Raw genomic sequence first — 18,135 nt, 5'->3', positions numbered from 1 at the left:
TTCCCAGCCTCGCACGCCCCTGCCGCCCCACTCCCCCCACCCCGCCCCCCCGCCCCCCCCCCGGCCCCCCCCCCCCCCCCCCCCGGGGCCGTGTACGGAAGGACACCGCATCCCGATGCGCACCATTGACGACCTCGACGTCGCCGGACGGCGCGTCCTGCTGCGCGCGGACCTCAACGTCCCGCTGCAGGACGGGCGGATCACCGACGACGGGCGGATCCGGGCCAGCCTGCCGACGATCGAGGCGCTGCGGGCCCGGGGCGCCAGGGTCATCGTCTGCGCCCACCTCGGCCGCCCCAAGGGGCAGGTCAAGCCCGAGCTGTCGCTCGCGCCGGTCGCCGCCCGCCTGGGCGAGCTGCTGGGCGCGCGGGTGGCGGCCGCGACCGACGTCGTGGGCGACTCCGCCCGCGCCGCGGCCGACGGCCTCGCCGACGGCGGCGTCGCGCTGCTGGAGAACCTGCGCTTCGAGCCGGGCGAGACCAGCAAGGACGACGCCGAGCGCGGCGCCTTCGCCGACCGGCTGGCCGCGCTCGCCGAGGTCTACGTGGGGGACGGGTTCGGCGCGGTGCACCGCAGGCACGCCTCCGTCTACGACGTGCCGAAGCGGCTGCCGCACGCCGCGGGCGGGCTGATCGCCGCCGAGGTCGCGGTGCTCAGGAAGCTCACCGAGGACGTCGAGCGCCCCTACGCCGTCGCGCTCGGGGGGTCCAAGGTGTCCGACAAGCTCGGGGTCATCGACAACCTGCTCGGCAAGGCCGACCGCATCCTCATCGGCGGCGGCATGGTCTTCACCTTCCTCAAGGCGCAGGGGCACGAGGTCGGGCAGAGCCTCCTCGAGGAGGACCAGCTCGGCACCGTCCGCGAGTACCTGCGCCGCGCCGAGGAGACCGGGGTCGAGTTCGTGCTGCCGGTCGACATCGTCGCGGCCACCGCGTTCGCCGCGGACGCCGACCACGACGTGGTCCTCGCCGACGCGATCCCGGCCGACCGGCTGGGCCTGGACATCGGGCCCGAGTCCGGCAAGCTGTTCGCCTCGCGCCTCGCCGACGCCAGGACGGTCTTCTGGAACGGCCCCATGGGCGTTTTCGAGATGGAGCCCTACTCGCACGGCACCCGCGCCGTCGCGCAGGGCCTCATCGACTCCGGCGCGTTCACCGTGGTCGGCGGCGGCGACTCGGCCGCCGCCGTCCGGCTGCTCGGCTTCGACGAGGCGGCCTTCTCCCACATCTCGACCGGCGGCGGCGCGAGCCTCGAGTACCTCGAAGGCAAGACGCTGCCCGGCCTGCAAGCCCTGGAGGACTGACGATGGCCCGCGCGACCCCTTCCGGCGGCCCGGGCGGCCGCAAGCCGCTCATGGCCGGCAACTGGAAGATGAACAACAACCACCTCGAGGCGATCGCGCTCGTCCAGAAGATGGCGTTCGCGCTCAAGGACGCCGACTACGAGGCCGTCGACGTCGCGGTGATCCCGCCGTTCACCGCGCTCCGCTCGGTGCAGACCCTGATCGAGGCCGACAAGTACGGCATCCAGTACGGCGCGCAGGACGTCTCCCAGTACGCGTCCGGCGCCTACACCGGTGAGATCTCCGCGGCGATGCTGGCCAAGCTCGGCTGCACCTACGCCGTCGTCGGGCACTCCGAGCGGCGCCAGTACCACGCCGAGGACGACGCGGTCGTCAACGCCAAGGCCAGGGCCGCGCTCGCCGCCGACCTCACCCCGATCCTGTGCGTGGGCGAGGGGCTGGAGGTCCGCAAGGCCGGCGGGCACGTCCCGCACGTGCTCGCGCAGGTCGACGGCGGGCTGGAGAAGATCACCGCCGACCAGGTGCGGCGCACGGTGATCGCCTACGAGCCCGTCTGGGCGATCGGCACCGGCGAGGTCGCCACGCCGCAGGACGCGCAGGAGGTCTGCGGGGCCATCCGCACGCGGCTCGCCGAGCTGTACGACGGCGGTGTGGCCGACGAGGCGCGTATCCTGTATGGCGGTTCGGTGAAGGGCGGCAACGTCGCCGGGATCATGGCGCAGGCCGACGTGGACGGCGCCTTGGTCGGAGGTGCCAGCCTGGACCCGGGAGAGTTCGTCAAAATCTGCCGGTACCGGGATCTGCCGGTCTGATCACATCTGATCAATTCCGCGTGAACCGGGGGTTCTTGCCGAACCAGCGGGGACTTCGTCGTACCCTTCGTAGCTGACGGGTAAACGCCCGGTCCGGCTCGACCTCCGTCCTGAACTAACAGACAAGGCGCTGAAGAAACGTGATCATCGCAACGTCCATCGTGCTCATCGTCACGAGCCTGCTGATGGTGGTCCTCGTCCTGATGCACAAGGGCAAGGGCGGCGGCCTGTCCGACATGTTCGGCGGCGGCGTCTCGTCCTCCCTCGGAGGGTCGTCGGTGGTCGAGCGCAACCTCGACCGGCTGACCATCGGCGTCGGGGTGGTCTGGTTCGCCTCGATCGTCGTGCTCGGACTGCTGTTCAAGCACAAGGGCGTCGGCTGAGCCGGCCCGTCCAACACATGCGAGCGCCGCGCCGTCCTCGAAGGTCACGGGCGGCGGCGGCACACCAAGCGAGGAGTATTCCGTGGGTAGTGGCAACGCGATTCGGGGCAGCCGTGTCGGGGCCGGTCCGATGGGTGAGGCGGAGCGCGGCGACGCCGCCCCCCGCGTCTGGGTGACCTTCTACTGCGCCAACCGGCACGAGACCCGCCCCAGCTTCGCGACGGACGTCGCGGTCCCCGACACCTGGGACTGCCCGCGCTGCGGGTTCCCCGCCGGCCAGGACTCCGAGAACCCCCCGGCCCCGCCGAAGACGGAGCCGTACAAGACCCACCTCGCGTACGTGAAGGAGCGGCGCAGCGACGAGGACGGCGAGGCCATCCTGGAGGAGGCGCTCGCCAAGCTCCGGCAGAAGCGCGCCGCCGTCAAGCAGGCCATGGAGGCCGCGGCCCGCTGACGCCGCCGAAGCCACCGTGTGGCCCGACCCCGACGGGGGTCGGGCCACACGTGTTTCTCCGCCCGCCCGGTCCCGTGCGTCGTCGATCAGCGGACGGCCCACGGGACACGCGGGCGCCGGCGGAATCGCGCGGCCTCCGCTGGGGCGCCCCAGCCCGCCGGTCTGACCAGCCCTCATATGCCTATGCGTATGGCGGCGCGAGCGATACCCATATTGGACGTCACGAGTGCGGCTCTGGTCTGCTGGGCGGCGTCCGCCCTCCGCCCCCGGGAAAGCAGGTGCCTCCGCATGCCGTTCGAGCATTCCGGCTCCTCCCGGCGGGCGCTGCTGGCGGCCGCGGCCCTGCTGCCGCTGGCGGGATGCGGCGACAGGGAGCGCACGACGTCCGCGCCGTCCTCGCCGCCCGCCCGGCGCTCGGCCGCGCCGCCGGACCTGTCGCGGTTCGCGGCGCTCGAACGCCGGCACGGCGCCCGCCTCGGCGTCTACGCGGTGGCGACCGGGACCGGGGCCGAGGTGGCCTACCGCGCCGACGAGCGCTTCGCGTTCTGCTCCACCTTCAAGACCCTCGCCGCGGCGGCGGTCCTGCACCGCAATCCGCTCGGGCACCTGGACGAGCGCGTCACCTACACCCGGGCCGACGTGAGCTCCATCTCACCGATCACCGAGGACCGGGTCGGCACCGGAATGACCATCCGGGAGCTGTGCGACGCCGCCATCCGCTTCAGCGACGGCACGGCCGGGAACCTGCTGATGCGCGACGCCGGCGGACCGGCGGGGCTGACCGCCTACCTGCGAGGGCTCGGCGACGCGGTCGGGCGCATGGACGACTACGAGCCCGAGCTGAACAGGGTGCGCCCGGGCGACCCCCGCGACACCACCAGCCCCCGGGCGATCGCCGCCGACTACCGCGCGATCGTCCTCGGGGACGCGCTGGAGCCCGCCAAGCGCGCCCTGGTCCGCGGCTGGCTGGAGCGCAGCGCCACCGCCGTCGGAGCCGAACGCGTCAGGGCGGGCCTGCCGCAGGGGTGGAAGGCGGCGAGCAAGACCGGGACCGGCGACTACGGCCGGGCCAACGACATCGCCGTCGTGCGGCCTCCCCGCGGCGCCCCGCTGATGGTGGCCGTCATGACCGACCGGCGGGGCTACGGCGCCCCGCCGAAGAACGCCCTGGTCGCGCAGGCCACGGCGCTGGTCGTCTCCGACCTGTCCCGGGCAGGGCTGTGACCGCCGTCTCCGTCCCCGCGCCCGCCCCCGCGCCACCCGGCCCACCGCCCGCCCCCGCCGCGGATCCGTCCGACCGCCGGGTGGTCGCGATGGTCGTGGCGACCCAGCTCGCCGCCAGCCTCGGCTTCTTCTCCGTGATGGCGCACCTCGTCGCCCACCTCCGTCACGACCTCGGGCTGCTGGCCGGGACGGTCGGGCTGGTCCTCGGCGTGCGGGTGGGCCTGCAGTACGCGCTGCTCCTGCCGGTCGGCACGGTCACCGACCTGCTCGGCGGCCGCCGGACCGGAATGATCTCCTGCGCCGTGCGGGCGCTGGGGTTCGCGATGCTCGGCTCCGCCGAGAGCGTCGGCGCTCTGCTGGGCGCGGCCGTCGCCCTCGCGGTCGGCGGCGCCCTCTACAACCCCGCGGGCCACAGCCTGCTGGCGTCCGTCGGCCCCGGCATCCGGTCCGCCGGCTTCGCCGCCTACGTCGTCGCCCAGCACCTGGCGACGGTCGCGGGACCGCCGATGGGGCTTCTGCTGCTGGGCACGGGGTCCGGGTTCGCACTCCTGACGGGGACGGCCGCCGCTCTCTGGACGGTCGCCGGCGTCCTTTTCCTTTTCGTGCCCCGGTCCGTCGGGGGGAGCGCGCCCGCGCGCCCCCGCGACGTGCTCGCGGGCGTGCGGGCGGTGCTCGGCGACCGGGCGTTCCTGTACTTCGCGCTGCTGACCGCGCCCACGACGCTGCTCGCCAACCACATCATGACGGCCGTGCCCCTCCTCGGCTTCGAACCCGCGGTGGCGACGCTGTGCTTCTCCCTCCTGGCCATGGTCGCGGCGGCCGTCCAGCCCTTCGTCGCCGTCCGGCGCCGCGGCGAGCGTCCGTGGGTGCTGCGGGCCGGGCTGCTGTGCGCCGCGGCGGGGTTCTTCGTCCTCGCGGCGCTGGACGGCACGCGGCCCGGGCCGCTGATGGTCGCGGCCGTCCTCAACGGGGCCGCCAACGGCCTCGTCCAGCCGGCGGTCTTCCAGCGCACCGCCCGGCGCGCTCCGCCGGAGCGCTTCGGCTCCTACTACGGCGTCCTGGCGTTCTGCGCCGGCATGTTCTCCTCCGCGGGCGACCTGGTGATCGGCCGCCTCTTCGACCTCGGTCCGGCGGGCGCGGCGTGGGCCCTGGCCGGCGTCGGCGCCTGCGCGCTCCTGGCGGCGGCGTGCACCGCGGCGGGCACCATGGCGGGCCCTGTGGCGGGCCCGGCCCGGGGCGAATAATCTTCGGGGAACGGGACGTCCGGGCGCGGTTCCCGCACGGGAGTTCGGCGTCCGCCGGGCAGTTCGGGAGGGACCACATGGACGCGGTCGACCAGGCGATCCTGCGGCGCCTGCAGCGGGACGGGCGGCAGACCAACCGCGAACTGGCGGAGGCGGTGGGGATCGCCCCGTCCACGGCCCTGGAGCGGACGCGGGCGCTGCGCTCGCGGGGCGTCATCACCGGGTTCCACGCGGCGGCCGACCTGGAGCGGCTGGGGCGCGGCGTGCAGGCGCTGATCTCGATCAGGATCCGGCCGCAGTCGCGCGAGGCGATCGAGTCCGCCCGCGACAGCATGGCCTCCATGCCCGAGACGATCGGGGTCTTCGTCGTGACCGGTAACGAGGACCTGCTCGTCCACGTGGCCGTGCCGAGCACCGCCTACCTCCGCGACTTCGTCCTCGACCGGCTGGCGCGCCGCAAGGAGTACGTGGACGTCCGCACCATCGTCGTGTACGACTACGTGCAGCCGGTCGAGCAGTCCGAACTTCCGTCGGCCCATCGACCTGAAGGGCGAACGTCCTACAGCTGACGCATGAAGTTCCCCGTCAGTGGCGAAGGAATGACGGCCCCAGTCGGCTGGAGCGAACGAATGACGGGTCAGAAGCCTGAGTTCCGCATGTTCGCCTAGCTTCGGCGGCATGGACCGATGGAACAACTCATCCGGTGTGCTGCTGGTACTCGCCGCCGGTGTGCTCTGGGGAACGGTCGGGCCGGCGCAGGTGCTGGCGGCGCCGTCCGCGGACCCGGTCGCGGTCGGCGGCGCCCGGATCCTGTCGGGCGGGCTCGTCCTCGCCGCCCTCGTGCTCGTGGCGGACCGCCGCGCGTTCCTGGCGCTGACCAGGCGCACCTGGCCGCCCCTCGCGGCGGCCTCGGCGGCGACCGGAGTCTTCCAGGCGTCGTTCTTCAGCGCGGTCGACCGGACCGGCGCGGCCGTCGCGACCGCCGTCGTGTTCGGGCTCGCGCCCGTCTCCACCGGCCTCTGCGAGCGGCTCGTCCTGGGCGCACGGCTCAGCCGCCGCTGGTGGGCCGGGACGGCCTGCGCGGTCGGCGGCGTGGCGCTGCTGATGATGCCGGGGGAGGCCGTCCACGCGGACCCGGCCGGGATCGCGCTGAGCCTGGCCGGCGGCACGTGCTTCGGCGTCTACACCGTGTCGGCCAAGGTGCTGGTGTCGGCCCGGGGCCTGACGGGCCACGGCGGCGGGATGCGCGGGGTGGGGATGGCCGGCGCGGTGTCGGTGACGCTGCTGGCCGGGGGAGCGGCCCTGCTTCCCTGGACGCTGCCGGAGCTGCCCGCCCTCGCCGCGCCGCGCTCGGCGGCCCTGGTGGCCTGGCTGGGGATCGCCGCCACCGCCGCCGCGTACATGTTCTTCGTCACCGGCCTCGGCCGGGTGGCGGCCGCGACCGCCGGGACGCTCAGCCTCGCCGAGCCGCTCGTCGCCGCCGGCCTGGCCGTGGCCGTCCTCGGCGAGCGGATGTCGGCGCCGGTCGCGGCGGGGTCGCTGCTACTGCTGGGCGGGCTGTTCCTGGTCTCGGTCCCCGGACGCGCGCCGCGCCGGCGCGGGCCCGCCCGGTATGATGGCGCCCACGCGACTGGCGCAGTCAAGGTGGAGACGACCACCGGGGAGCGAAAGTAGTCCGCACACCGCGCGCCTGGGTGTACGGGTCCCCTTCGCCGGGGCGCCCGAAGTCCCGGCGCGAGCAGCGCGGAGGCTCACGATGCACGAACCGGCCGTACCCCATCTGCAGGGCCAGGACCCCGAGATCGCCGCGCTGGTGGAGGCCGAGGCCCGCCGCCAGTACGAGAAGATCCGCCTGATCGCCTCGGAGAACTACGTCTCGGAGGCGGTGCTGGAGGCCGCCGGCACCGTCCTGACCAACAAGTACTCCGAGGGCTACGCGGGCAAGCGCTACTACGAGGGCCAGCAGAACGTCGACCCGATCGAACTGCTCGCCATCGAGCGGGCGAAGGGCGTGTTCGGCACCGAGCACGCCAACGTCCAGCCCTACTCGGGCTCGCCCGCCAACCTCGCCGTCTACATGGCGTTCCTGGAGCCCGGCGACCCGGTCATGGGCCTGTCGCTGCCGATGGGCGGCCACCTGACGCACGGCTGGTCGGTGTCGGCCACCGGCAAGTGGTTCCGGCCCGTCCGCTACGACGTGCGCGCCGACACCGGCCGGGTCGACATGGACCAGGTGCGCGACCTCGCCCTCAAGGAGCGGCCGAAGCTGATCTGGTGCGGCGGCACCGCGGTCCCGCGGACGATCGACTTCCCGGCGTTCGCCGAGATCGCCCGGGAGGCCGGGGCGGTCCTGGCCGCCGACATCGCGCACATCGCGGGCCTGGTCGCCGGCGGCGCGCACCCGTCCCCGGTCGGGTACGCCGACGTCGTCACCACCACCACGCACAAGACGCTGCGCGGCCCCCGCGGCGCCATGATCCTGTCGACGGCGGAGCACGCGAAGGCGGTCGACAAGGCCGTCTTCCCGGGCCTGCAGGGCGGGCCGCACAACCACACGACGGCCGCGATCGCCGTCGCGCTGAAGGAGGCGGCGCAGCCGGACTTCGCCGGGTACGCGCGGCAGGTGGTCGCGAACGCCAAGGTGCTGGCCGCCGCGCTGCTGGACCGCGGCTACGACCTGATCTCCGGCGGCACCGACAACCACCTCATCCTCATCGACCTGACCGGCAAGGGCGTCGCGGGCAAGCCCGCCGCGCAGGCCCTCGACCGCGCGGGCATCGAGCTGAACTACAACGCCGTCCCGTTCGACCCGCGCAAGCCCTTCGACCCGTCCGGGTTGCGGCTCGGCACCGCCGCGATCACCACCCGGGGGATCGGCGAGGAGCACATGCCGCGGCTCGCCGAATGGATCGACGAGGTGGTGCAGGCCGCCGCCAAGCAGGACGAGGCGGTCCTGGACCGGGTCGCCGGGCAGGTCCGCGAGCTGCTCGCGTCCTTCCCGATGCCCGGCTGGCGGTCCGCGCCCTGACGCTCAGCTCGGGCGCAGCAGTGTGATCATGCGCCAGGCCCCGGGGTCGGCGAGGGGCACCGCCTCCTCGCCGGCCCCGAAGTCGCCGTACTGCGCGACCGCCTCCAGCCCGCCGGCGAGGCGGATCGCGGCGTCCAGCTCGGTGGCGGTCCAGAAGCGGTAGGGCACGACGTCGCGCACGACCCGCGGTACCGCGCCCTCCCCGGTGATGGTCATCGTGACGCGGTCGTCGGCGATCTGGGTGACCGGGTCCAGCCGGTCGGACGGCTCGCCCCAGCGCACGCTCGCCCGGACGCCGTCCCGCTCGACCGTCCAGCCGGTGGTGACGCTCGGATCGTCGCCCAGCCGGTCGCGGGGATGCGACATCTCGACGACGTAGAGGCCGCCGGGGGACAGGTGCGCGGCGGCGCACCGCAGGTGCGCCACGAACGCGTCCAGCGTCATGAGGTGGGACGTGGAGTCCAGCATGGTCGCGACGAGGTCGAACCGGCGGCCCAGCGCGAACCGCGTCATGTCGCCCTCGACGACCTCCAGCCCGACGCCGGCGCGTTCGGCCTCGCGGGCCGCGTAGGCGCACATGCGCGGGTTCAGGTCGAGCGCCGTCGCCGCCAGCCCGCGGCGGGCGAGCTCGCGGGCGTGCTCCGCGGGCCCGGCGGCGAGCTCCAGCGCCGTGGCGGGGGCGAGGCCCTGCTCGGCGCACCAGCCGAGCAGGACGTCCACCTCGGCCGGCACGTCGCGGAACGAGCACGCCAGCTCGTAGGCCCAGGGGTCGTCATATACGCCGCTCACCCGCCCATCCTGCCAGCGCTCCCGGCTCGGCGGGACGGCCGTCCAGCCGCAGCCTGATCTCCACGATCGCGGCGTCCCCGGTGCGCCGCGTCCGCCCGCCGAGGGAGGTCAGCAGCCGCCGCATCCGGGCGTTCTCGCTCAGCGCGGTCGCCCGCACCTCCACCAGGCCGCGGTCCCGGGCCAGCGCGAGCAGCAGCCCGGCGAGGCCGCGGCCGAGCCCGCGGCCCTGCCAGGCGTCCTCGACCAGGAACGCGACCTCCGCCGCGCCCGGGTCGCGGACGAGGACCAGGTGCGCCAGCGCCAGCAGCGACCCGTCCGGGCCCTCGGCGACCAGCGTCAGGCCCCGGGAGGGATCGCAGAACCCCTCGAACGACCGGCGCGGCGGGTACGGCTTGGGGCTGAAGTAGCGCATCCGGCGGCTGTCCAGCGAGCAGCGCTCGTGCAGTGCCCGCACGGCGTCGGCGTCGCGGGGCTCGACCGGCCGGACGACCACCTGCGTCCCGTCGCGCAGCGCGATCCGCCGGGACGCCGACGGGCGCGGCGCCGCCGGGAGCGCGGCCCGCACCAGCGCGTCCGCCCGCGCCGCCTCCGTCGCGGTGAACGGCAGCCCGGCGCGCCGGAGCCGGACCGAGCGCCCGCGCACCGGGACGAGGAGGTCGCGGCGGTCGGGGTCCTCGTCGCCGGGGGCGTCCCAGCGGGCCTCGTCGGCGCGCAGCAGCTCGCCGAGGATCTCGGGCACCGCGTGCGGCTCGGCCCGGAGCCGGGCCGCCAGGGCGAGGGCGCGGGTCGGCTCGTCCTGGTGCGGGCGCCGCCGTCGTGGTCACGGCCTGCGGGTGGGGTTGACCGCGTCCTCCTCGGCCGGCGTGATCGGCGTGGGGCGCTCCTCGTCGCCCTCCCGCGCGGCCTGCCGCTCGTACTCGGTGACGCCGAGCCCGTCGCGGCTCTCCTCGGGCTCCTCGATCCTCAGCTCCTCGGGCGGGTCGTTCACATACTCCTCGGTCAGGGCGATCTGCTCGTCCTGGGTGTTGTCTCCCATGTCATCCATGTCCTCGCGGAAGTCGCGGGACTCACCGGGCTCGCGTGCCCTCATGACTCCTCCCGGTCCGGTTCGGGTTCGCTGATCGGACCGGTATCCCCGATGACCGGCGCCCTACTCCCGGTCGCGGACGGCGACGAGCCCGCCGACGACGCCCACGTACGCGGTCCCGTCCGGGCCGAGGGTGACGGGCGCCCAGCTGTTGTCGAACCACTTGCCCGTGCCGGTGAGCACCTTGTAGGCCGTCCGGCCCGTGTGGACGTCCACCGCGGTCAGGTACCAGGCGTCGATGAGGTCCCTGCGCGGCTCCTTCGTGTAGAGGTAGAGCAGCCCCGCGGGCACGGAGACCTTGGAGACGGTGGACGGGGAGCGCTCCGCGCTCGTCCAGACCGTCTCGCAGCCCGTCCCGTCCGGTTTCACGTCCACGCGGCTGACCCCGCCCACCGACGACCCGCCCGGCGGCAGGTCGAAGAAGTTGCGGTAGCCGTAGTTGTTCTCGACGAACAGGCTGCGGCCGTAGCCGATGAGCGAGTTGTCCGTCGCGCTCGCCCCGCTTCCGAACACCGGGACCTGGCAGACGAGCCCACCGTCGTCCGCGCGGCGGACGATCACGTGCATGCGGTCGTCGGCGTTGTCGGTGACGGCCACGTAGCCGTCGCCGAAGAACGTGGGGGTCGTCCCGGACCCCTGGTCGATCTGCCCGGGCTTGCGCCCGCTGCCCCGGTCGTACGGCTGCCGCCAGACGATCTCCGGGGTCCCGTCCACGCCGGCCCGCATCCGGTAGAGCGCGTGGTCGGACACGACCGAGACGCCGTTCTCCGCGGCCGCGAACGAGTTCTGGACGCCCTCGCCCGCCAGCCGCGTCATCCGGACGGCCCCGGACCCGGGATCCACCGTGCCGACGCGGCCGCCCCTCGTGATCCACCAGATCAGGCCGTTCCAGTCGGGCCCGACCGCGGTGACGGGGTCGCACTCCCCCTTCGGCCACGGGTTCGTCCAGGTGGCGCAGTCGTGGGGGAGGTGGCCGCCGAGGTCCCAGTCGTCGGTGACCGTGAAGCGCCAGTGGCCGTCCGGGCCCTTCTCGTGCGCGAAACGGCGCAGATGGAAGGAGGAGTCCGCCAGGACCGCGCGGTCCTGCGGGTCCAGGTAGTAGTACGCCCCGCCCGAGGTGTCGGTGAACACCGTGTCGAGGTTCAGCGAGAACACCGCCTGGACGGTGGACGGCCTGGGCGGCAGTTCGTAGGTCGCGAGATCCTTCAGCGTCCTCGGGTCGATCAGCCGCAGCGTGAGGTTCTGCCCGCGGGTGCACTGCGCGACGATCAGCCCCGTCCGGCGGGCGAACGTCACCGTCGAGCACAGCCCCGGCAGCCCGCCGCCCTTGGCCTCGGAGAGCACCTGCGGATCGCGGCCGAGCGGTCCCATGAACGGATAGGTGTCGGAGGCGTAACTGTCGGCGTGCATGGACGACGTCCCCACCGGCCCCTGGTGCGGGTTGGCCGGGACGGGCCGCCCCGCCAGAGGCGCCGGGGCGGCGGGCGCTCCGACGTAGGCCGGGACGAACCCCCTGCCGGGGCCGTCGGGGATCGGATCGGCCGCCGCCGGGACCGCCGTGCCCACGAGGACGGCGGACAGCAGGGCGGCGAGCAGGGGTCTGCGCATGGAGGGCTCCCTTGACCGGACATGGGCGGCCCCGGTCGCGCCCTCCGGACGGCCACCGCGTCGAAAAGGTGATCGTCCGGCGCGCCCCGATGGTTACGATCCGGGGCATGGGCGTACAAGCTGTGATCTTCGACTGGGGCGGCACGCTGACCCCCTGGCACGACCTCGAACTCGCCGACATCTGGCGCACCGTCTGCGCCGCCCACCTCCCCCCGGACGCCGTCGAGAAGACCGTCGCGGCCCTCGTCGCCGCCGAGGACGAACTGGGGCGCCGCGGCACCGAGGAGCACCGCAGCGCCACGCTCGCCGAGGCGTTCGCGATGGCCGGGGTGGAGCCGACCGAGGCCCTCCTGGACACCCACTTCGAGACGTGGACCCCGCACACCCACACCGACCCCGCCGTCCCCGGCCTGTTCACCGCCCTCCGCGAACGCGGCATCAGGATCGGCGTGCTGTCCAACACCATCTGGACCCGCGAGTGGCACGAGCGCGTCTTCGCCCGCGACGACGTCCTCGACATGCTCGACGGCGCCGTCTACTCCAGCGAGATCCCCTGGACGAAGCCGCACGCCGAGGCGTTCCGCGCCGCCATGGACGCCGTCGGCGCCACCGACCCGGGCTCCTGCGTCTTCGTCGGCGACCGCCCGTTCGACGACATCCACGGAGCCAAGGCGGCCGGCCTGCGGGCCGTCCAGATCCGGCACCAGACCACCCACGCCTTCGAGCGCCCGGGCCTCACACCGCCCGACGCCGTCATCCACGAGCTGGACGAACTGCTCCCGCACGTGGAGCGGTGGCACTCAGCCTGACGGCTTGGCGGCCACGATGAGGTCACGGGAGATGGCCTGGTCGACGCGATGGCGGAAGCCGCGGTAGGCGTCGGAGTCCCGGACCTCCAGGCCGCTGGCCGCGAGGATCTCGGCGAGCTGCTCGCGGCGGCCGACGAAGGTGTTCCAGGAGATGCCGAGGGCGCCGCCCGGACGCAGCAGCCGCGTCCACTCGGGCACGGCGGACGTCAGCAGCTCCACGGGGCTGCGCGACAGCTGCGGCCCGCCCCTGCGGCCGGGCTGCGCCCCCTTCGGCCGGCTGCCGTGCTGGACGCCGTAGGGGGCGTCGGTCACGATCAGGTCGAACGACGCCGGGCGGAAGAACCTGCCGGCGCCGAGCGAGTCGGCGTTCACGACGGTGATCTCCATCGTCTCGCCGCTCTTGTAGCGCTCCTTGGACGCGCCGAGCGTCACGTGCAGGCGGCGCCCGAGGACGGCCTTCTCGCGCCGCACGTTGGTGACCTCGGCCTGGTGCTTGACCCGGTTGTTCTTCAGCCAGGTCTTGATGAAGGCCGCGTAGGCGTCGAAGTCCTTGCCGTCGATGTCCATCCCGGCGGCGTCCAGCCCGTACATCACGGCCTGGTTGAGCGTCGTCCCCCGCCCGCACATCGGGTCGAAGACGCGGGGGCGCCCGGTTATCAGGTCCATGGGCGAGTCGGTCGCCATCGCCGTGACGTTCAGCAGCAGCTTCGTGAAGTACTCGTTCGTCTTGCCCGAGTACTTCTGGATGGTGAGCAGGTCGCTGCCGAACAGGTCGAGCGGCTGGAGCGCGACCGGGCGGAGCAGGTCGCCCTCGATCTGGAAGAGCGCGTAGAGCGACGAGAGGTTCGACAGGAGACGCACGTCCTGCTCCGTCAACCCGTCGGCGGAGAACGTCACATAGGGGACGCCGCCGATCGCGGTCTCCTCGATGTCGCGGACGCGCCCGCCGAGAGCCCGTTCGCTGAACACCGCCAGTTCCGCCTTGACCAGGTCGGCGGCGGCCTGGGCATAGACCCGGTTGTGCGAGGGGGAGACGAGAAGGCCGTACGCGGTCATTTGGTGGACCCTACTGGACCCCGGGCGCGAAGGCCGCCGTGACGGACGCGTCCGGCGGCCTCCGCGCGGCCCTCGGACGGGCGTTCCCGCCCGGTCAGGCCGCTCGCGCCGCGCGATCCGCGGGCGTCTCGCCGCTCTCGGCCGGAGGCTGCGGATCCGGATCGACCGGGGCGGCGGGCAGCGCCCGCGCCTCCTGGGCGGCGGGCAGCTCCGGCGCGTCCGGACCTTCCACCGGAGGAAGATCCGGAAGGTGCCGCGCGGCGGCGTTCAGCAGCTCCGCGACGCGGCTCTTGAGGCTGGCGAGATCGGCCCGCGCGACGTCCGCCTGCGCCTGCGCCCTGCGCGCCTGGCGCCGTGCGGCGTCGCGCTCGGCCGCCAGCCGCGTCAGCTGCTCGTGGTAGGCGGCCCGCAGCTCGTCGAGGGCGCTCGTCCTGGCCGTCTGCGGATTCGTGGTCACGTGGGCTCCCTCCCCCGAAGTCATCCCGCGATGGGACTAACGTCGCCGAACGGACCCTTCGTTCCCGTCGTGCCGAAGATCACTCACCCGGTTCGGGACGGGGGGACAGCGCCGCGGACGGCAGCCCGGGGAACGCCTCCGGCGGCGCGGCGGCACCCGACCTGGACCGCCAGCGCGCCGCCCACGCCGAGGCCCGCTGGGCGCTGTCGGCGGCGAAGGCGCGCAGGTCGGGGGAGGAGACGCCCGCGAGGCCGACGTAGGCCGGCACGAGGCCGCTCTCCAGCGCCGCCGCGAGCTGGGCGGCGGCACGGGCGGAGGTGACCTGGACGGGCAGCCTGTAGGCGGACGCCGCGGCGACCGGCGCGACCGACAGGACCGAGACCAGCTGGTCGCGCCGGGCGCGGTGCACGTTCCACAGGTCCTTCGCGGTCTGCCGGAGCGTTCCCCGCAGGCGGGCCCCGAGCACCCCGTACCCGTAGACGGCCGCGTGCTCGGCGGCCAGCGCGGCCTGCAGGGCCTCGGCGTCCGACCTCGACCGGACGGGCGGCGCACCGCCCTTGACGGTCATGGCGTGGCCTGCCTCGCAGGCGCCGATGCTGGCCAGCAGCTGCGCGAGCGCAGGACCGGCCTTGGCGGCGTCGGCCATGCGCCCCCGCGCGGCGCGGTCCTCCATGTCGCGCAGGGCCGCGAGGCCGGCGGCACCCGCGGGGACCGAGGCCGCGACGGGCGAGGGGACGGCGCCGCCCTCGCCCGCCCGGTTCCCCGAGCCCGGGACGTAGTGCCGCTTCAGGACGGCCAGATGCCTGCGGTGATGGGCGAGGACGGGGTCGAGCCGCGCGGCCTGGGAGGCGTTCGACGACCGCGCCGCCTCGTACGTGGCGATCAGGTTCTGCTCGGCGGCGATCGCGCCCACCAGCACCGGCACGTCCTCGGGCGCGGGGGCGGCCTGCGCCGCGCAGGACGCGATCCACGGCAGCACCGGCACCGCGCCGCCGCCCAGCAGCGCGGCGCGGCCCAGCAGCGCACGGCGTGACAGCGCCTGCGTCGAGCGTGACATCGCCTGCCCCGGCGGTGGTGCGGCCTCTGGCAAAGGGAGTCTCCTCACCCGGTTGCGGAGGTGGCGGCGGCCCGCTGCGGCGGCGGTCTCCGGACGCGCCCATCAGGCCAGCTCAAGCATTCCATATCCGCCGCGCCCGAGAGGCGCCGGAAAGACCGCTGCGGTCTCCGGCTGTCGATAGTCTTGAGGTGTCGGCGGACGAGCGGCGGCCCCGCCGTCGCCAGGCGTACGACAGACCGCAGGCGCACAACAGGAGGAGGACCCCATGAGCGTCGAGTCCCGTGGCGGCCGCGCTCAGGGGAGGCGCGGCCGGCAGGAGGAGGCGGCCCCGCCGCGCGACGCCGCCCGGCCGAGCCGCGACGCGGCCGCGGCCGCCCTCAACGAGCTTCTGGCGCCCGCGATCGCCGAGGCGGGTTACGACCTGGAGGAGGTCGACGTGCGGCCCGCCGGCCGCCGCCGGCTCGTCCGGGTCGTCGTCGACGCCGACGGCGGGATCGGCCTCGACGACATCGCCCGCCTGAGCGAGACGACCTCCGAGCTGCTCGACGGGTCCGACGTCATGGGCTCCTCGCCCTACGTGCTGGAGGTGACCTCGCCGGGCGTCGACCGCCCCCTCACCGAACCGCGGCACTGGCGCCGCGCCGTCGGCCGGCTGGTCGTCGCCCCCCTGACCGAGGGAGGCCAGATCGAGGGCCGCGTGGTGGCGGCCGACGACGAGGCCGTGGAGATCGACGTCGTCCAGAAGCGCCGGGGCAAGGGAGCCGGCGGCGGGAAGGCCGCCGGAGGGGCCGGGAAGCCGTCCTCCTCGAAGGGGAAGACCGCCGGGCCGGAGACCGTGCGGCGCCGGTTCGGCCTCGGCGAGCTGGGGCGCGGCCGTGTGCAGGTGGAGTTCGCGCCTTCGTCGCCGGCCGAGGAATCGCGTTCTCCGGCGGAGCCGGACTAGAGGGGGGAACCTCGTGGACATCGACATGACCGCCCTTCGGGGCCTGGAGAGCGAGAAGGACATCTCGCTCGACGTGGCCGTCAAGGCCATCGAAGACGCCCTTTTGATCGCCTACCACCGGACGGAGGGCGCGGCGCCGAAGGCGCGCGTCGAGCTGGACCGGCAGAGCGGTCACGTGACCGTGTGGGCGACCGAGACCGACGACGAGGGCAACGCCGTCGGCGAGTACGACGACACCCCGACGGGGTTCGGCCGCATCGCCGCGACCACCGCCAAGCAGGTGATCCTCCAGCGCCTGCGCGACGCCGAGGACGAGTTGACCTTCGGCGAGTACGCGGGCCGCGAGGGCGACATCGTCAGCGGCATCATCCAGCAGGGCAAGGACCCGCGCAGCGTGCTGGTCGACCTCGGCAAGATCGAGGCGGTCCTGCCGCCGCAGGAGCAGGTGCCCGGCGAGCGCTACGAGCACGGCGAGCGGCTGCGCGCCTACGTGGTGCAGGTCCGCAAGGGCCACCGCGGCCCGTCGGTGCAGCTGTCGCGCACCCACCCGAACCTCGTCCGCAAGCTGTTCGCGCTGGAGGTCCCGGAGATCGCCGACGGCACCGTGGAGATCGCGGCGATCGCCCGGGAGGCCGGCCACCGCACCAAGATCGCGGTTCGCTCGCGCAAGTCCGGGGTGAACGCCAAGGGGGCGTGCATCGGCCCGCTCGGCAGCCGCGTGCGCAACGTGATGGGCGAGCTGCACGGCGAGAAGATCGACATCGTGGACTGGTCGGAGGACCCGGCGGAGTTCGTGGGGAATGCCCTGTCCCCGGCGCGCGTTTCGAGTGTCGAGGTCGTCGACGCCGACGCCCGGGTCGCCCGGGTGGTGGTGCCCGACTACCAGCTGTCCCTCGCGATCGGCAAGGAAGGGCAGAACGCCAGGCTCGCCGCCCGGCTCACCGGCTGGCGGATCGACATCCGGTCCGACACCGAGCCCGTACAGACGCCCCCGAACAGCGCCGGAACCGGCGAATCCGGATCTTCCGCGTCAGGAGAACATGCGACAGGCCCCGCCGACGCCTCGGCGCGGTAGACTCATGGGACGTGGCCCGGCGGCCGCTGTTCGCACGTGCGTGGGTTGCCGGGTTCGCACGGTCAAGTCCGACTTGCTGCGCCTGGTGGTGGTCGAGGGCGTCATCGTCCCCGATCCTCGCGGGCGGCTGCCGGGACGGGGTGCGCATCTGCATCCCGATCCGGAGTGTCTCGCACTCGCAGAGCGGCGTCGGGCGTTCCCGCGGGCGTTCCGCCTGCAGGGCCCGCTCGACGCCGGTCCGCTGCGGGAGCGACTTGCGGCCCTTGCCGCGCAGCAGCAGGATGGCCGAATGGTAAGCGACGTCTAGTCGGAAGCAGGTCGAGATTGCTATGAGCGCTCGATGAGCACGCCGCGATGAGTACGGCAAGTTAGCGACGGTCCGGAGGCCGCACCCCCGGACCGAGTAGGGAGTGCAGTGGCGAAGGTCCGGGTTTATGAACTCGCCAAGGAGTTCGGAGTAGAGAGCAAGGTCGTCATGGCCAAGCTCCAGGAAATGGGCGAGTTCGTACGGTCGGCGTCCTCCACGATTGAGGCGCCGGTCGTTCGCAGGCTGACAGAAGCCTTCTCAAATTCTTCTTCCGCCCCCAAGCAGGGCGACCGACGGAGCGCGCCCAAGAAGCCGGGTCCGCGCCCGTCCGCACCGCCGCGTCCGGGTTCGTCCGGCGGCGGTTCCGATTCTCAGGGCGCCCGTCCCGGGCCCCGCCCGGGTCCGCGGCCCGCCGCGCCCCGGCCGGGTTCCGGCGGTCCCGGTGGCCAGAGCGGTCCCGGTGGCCAGGGCGGCCCCGGCGTTCCGGGCGGTCCCGGCG

Annotated in this window: 20 protein-coding genes, 1 pseudogene and 1 riboswitch; of the genes and pseudogenes, 14 read left to right on the top strand and 7 right to left on the bottom strand. The window is 74.0% G+C overall.

Features of this window, described 5'->3' with window-relative positions:
• Positions 1-115 precede the first annotated feature (115 nt).
• From AB0K37_RS31410 to glyA, 9 genes and pseudogenes are all read left to right on the top strand, one after another.
• Entirely contained in the window at positions 116-1,303 is a 1,188-nt protein-coding gene (locus tag AB0K37_RS31410) for a phosphoglycerate kinase (protein ID WP_363987146.1), read from the top strand.
• Between the two features lie 2 nt (positions 1,304-1,305).
• Positions 1,306-2,115: a triose-phosphate isomerase gene (tpiA, locus tag AB0K37_RS31405; RefSeq protein WP_363987144.1), complete on the top strand. Its 810-nt coding sequence runs from the start codon at positions 1,306-1,308 to the stop codon at positions 2,113-2,115.
• A gap of 140 nt (positions 2,116-2,255) precedes the next feature.
• Positions 2,256-2,498, top strand: coding sequence for a preprotein translocase subunit SecG (secG, locus tag AB0K37_RS31400; protein WP_089313386.1), 243 nt, complete (start codon positions 2,256-2,258; stop codon positions 2,496-2,498).
• Between the two features lie 82 nt (positions 2,499-2,580).
• Positions 2,581-2,952, top strand: a complete 372-nt coding sequence (locus tag AB0K37_RS31395) for an RNA polymerase-binding protein RbpA (protein ID WP_363987141.1) — start codon at positions 2,581-2,583, stop codon at positions 2,950-2,952.
• A 288-nt stretch (positions 2,953-3,240) separates the two neighbouring features.
• Positions 3,241-4,176: a class A beta-lactamase gene (gene bla / locus AB0K37_RS31390; RefSeq protein ID WP_363987139.1), complete on the top strand. Its 936-nt coding sequence runs from the start codon at positions 3,241-3,243 to the stop codon at positions 4,174-4,176.
• A gap of 89 nt (positions 4,177-4,265) precedes the next feature.
• Positions 4,266-5,420 carry an MFS transporter gene (locus AB0K37_RS31385; RefSeq protein WP_363987138.1) on the top strand — a complete coding sequence of 385 codons (1,155 nt, stop codon included), beginning with the start codon at positions 4,266-4,268 and terminating at the stop codon, positions 5,418-5,420.
• Between the two features lie 77 nt (positions 5,421-5,497).
• Entirely contained in the window at positions 5,498-5,989 is a 492-nt protein-coding gene (locus AB0K37_RS31380) for an Lrp/AsnC family transcriptional regulator (protein ID WP_363987136.1), read from the top strand.
• Between the two features lie 109 nt (positions 5,990-6,098).
• Positions 6,099-6,932, top strand: a pseudogene (locus tag AB0K37_RS31375) (EamA family transporter); the annotation flags it as partial.
• Between the two features lie 104 nt (positions 6,933-7,036).
• Positions 7,037-7,123: riboswitch (ZMP/ZTP riboswitch) on the top strand.
• A 53-nt stretch (positions 7,124-7,176) separates the two neighbouring features.
• Positions 7,177-8,448 carry a serine hydroxymethyltransferase gene (gene glyA, locus AB0K37_RS31370; protein ID WP_363987134.1) on the top strand — a complete coding sequence of 424 codons (1,272 nt, stop codon included), beginning with the start codon at positions 7,177-7,179 and terminating at the stop codon, positions 8,446-8,448.
• Positions 8,449-8,451: 3 nt separating this feature from the next.
• Here the strand turns inward: glyA and AB0K37_RS31365 are convergent, their stop codons facing one another.
• From AB0K37_RS31365 to AB0K37_RS31350, 4 genes are all read right to left on the bottom strand, one after another.
• Positions 8,452-9,237, bottom strand: coding sequence for a class I SAM-dependent methyltransferase (locus AB0K37_RS31365; protein ID WP_363987133.1), 786 nt, complete (start codon positions 9,235-9,237; stop codon positions 8,452-8,454).
• Complete coding sequence (locus AB0K37_RS31360) at positions 9,221-9,976, bottom strand: GNAT family N-acetyltransferase (RefSeq protein WP_363987131.1); 756 nt, start codon at positions 9,974-9,976, stop codon at positions 9,221-9,223. Before AB0K37_RS31360 ends, AB0K37_RS31365 begins: the two co-directional genes overlap by 17 nt.
• 81 nt (positions 9,977-10,057) lie before the next feature.
• Positions 10,058-10,327 carry a hypothetical protein gene (locus AB0K37_RS31355; RefSeq protein WP_363987129.1) on the bottom strand — a complete coding sequence of 90 codons (270 nt, stop codon included), beginning with the start codon at positions 10,325-10,327 and terminating at the stop codon, positions 10,058-10,060.
• A 60-nt stretch (positions 10,328-10,387) separates the two neighbouring features.
• Positions 10,388-11,932, bottom strand: coding sequence for a hypothetical protein (locus AB0K37_RS31350; RefSeq protein ID WP_363987127.1), 1,545 nt, complete (start codon positions 11,930-11,932; stop codon positions 10,388-10,390).
• 107 nt (positions 11,933-12,039) lie between these two features.
• Here AB0K37_RS31350 and AB0K37_RS31345 point away from each other — a divergent pair, with 107 nt between their 5' ends.
• Positions 12,040-12,741: an HAD family hydrolase gene (locus AB0K37_RS31345; protein WP_363987126.1), complete on the top strand. Its 702-nt coding sequence runs from the start codon at positions 12,040-12,042 to the stop codon at positions 12,739-12,741.
• On the opposite strand, the gene AB0K37_RS31340 is transcribed toward AB0K37_RS31345, so the two are convergent.
• From AB0K37_RS31340 to AB0K37_RS31330, 3 genes are all read right to left on the bottom strand, one after another.
• Positions 12,733-13,797, bottom strand: a complete 1,065-nt coding sequence (locus AB0K37_RS31340) for an SAM-dependent methyltransferase (RefSeq protein WP_363987124.1) — start codon at positions 13,795-13,797, stop codon at positions 12,733-12,735. The genes AB0K37_RS31345 and AB0K37_RS31340 overlap by 9 nt on opposite strands.
• 94 nt (positions 13,798-13,891) lie before the next feature.
• Positions 13,892-14,254, bottom strand: a complete 363-nt coding sequence (locus tag AB0K37_RS31335; protein WP_363987122.1) for a hypothetical protein — start codon at positions 14,252-14,254, stop codon at positions 13,892-13,894.
• Positions 14,255-14,333: 79 nt separating this feature from the next.
• Positions 14,334-15,311, bottom strand: a complete 978-nt coding sequence (locus AB0K37_RS31330; protein ID WP_363987120.1) for a DUF4439 domain-containing protein — start codon at positions 15,309-15,311, stop codon at positions 14,334-14,336.
• 265 nt (positions 15,312-15,576) lie between these two features.
• Here AB0K37_RS31330 and rimP point away from each other — a divergent pair, with 265 nt between their 5' ends.
• The 4 genes from rimP to AB0K37_RS31310 form a co-directional block, all read left to right on the top strand.
• Positions 15,577-16,254, top strand: coding sequence for a ribosome maturation factor RimP (rimP, locus tag AB0K37_RS31325; RefSeq protein WP_363987118.1), 678 nt, complete (start codon positions 15,577-15,579; stop codon positions 16,252-16,254).
• Between the two features lie 25 nt (positions 16,255-16,279).
• Positions 16,280-17,329, top strand: a complete 1,050-nt coding sequence (gene nusA / locus AB0K37_RS31320; protein WP_345175199.1) for a transcription termination factor NusA — start codon at positions 16,280-16,282, stop codon at positions 17,327-17,329.
• Positions 17,295-17,636 carry a YlxR family protein gene (locus tag AB0K37_RS31315; RefSeq protein WP_363987116.1) on the top strand — a complete coding sequence of 114 codons (342 nt, stop codon included), beginning with the start codon at positions 17,295-17,297 and terminating at the stop codon, positions 17,634-17,636. The genes nusA and AB0K37_RS31315 overlap by 35 nt, the downstream gene beginning before the upstream one ends.
• A 108-nt stretch (positions 17,637-17,744) precedes the next feature.
• Positions 17,745-18,135, top strand: a 391-nt coding sequence (locus AB0K37_RS31310; RefSeq protein WP_363987114.1) for a translation initiation factor IF-2 N-terminal domain-containing protein, incomplete at its 3' end; no start/stop codon positions are given.

The sequence above is a fragment of the Actinomadura sp. NPDC049753 genome, from assembly GCF_040674655.1.
Lineage (GTDB): Bacteria > Actinomycetota > Actinomycetes > Streptosporangiales > Streptosporangiaceae > Spirillospora > Spirillospora verrucosospora.
Note: the sequence above shows the minus strand (reverse complement) of the source record. Positions and strands in the feature narration are given on the sequence as shown.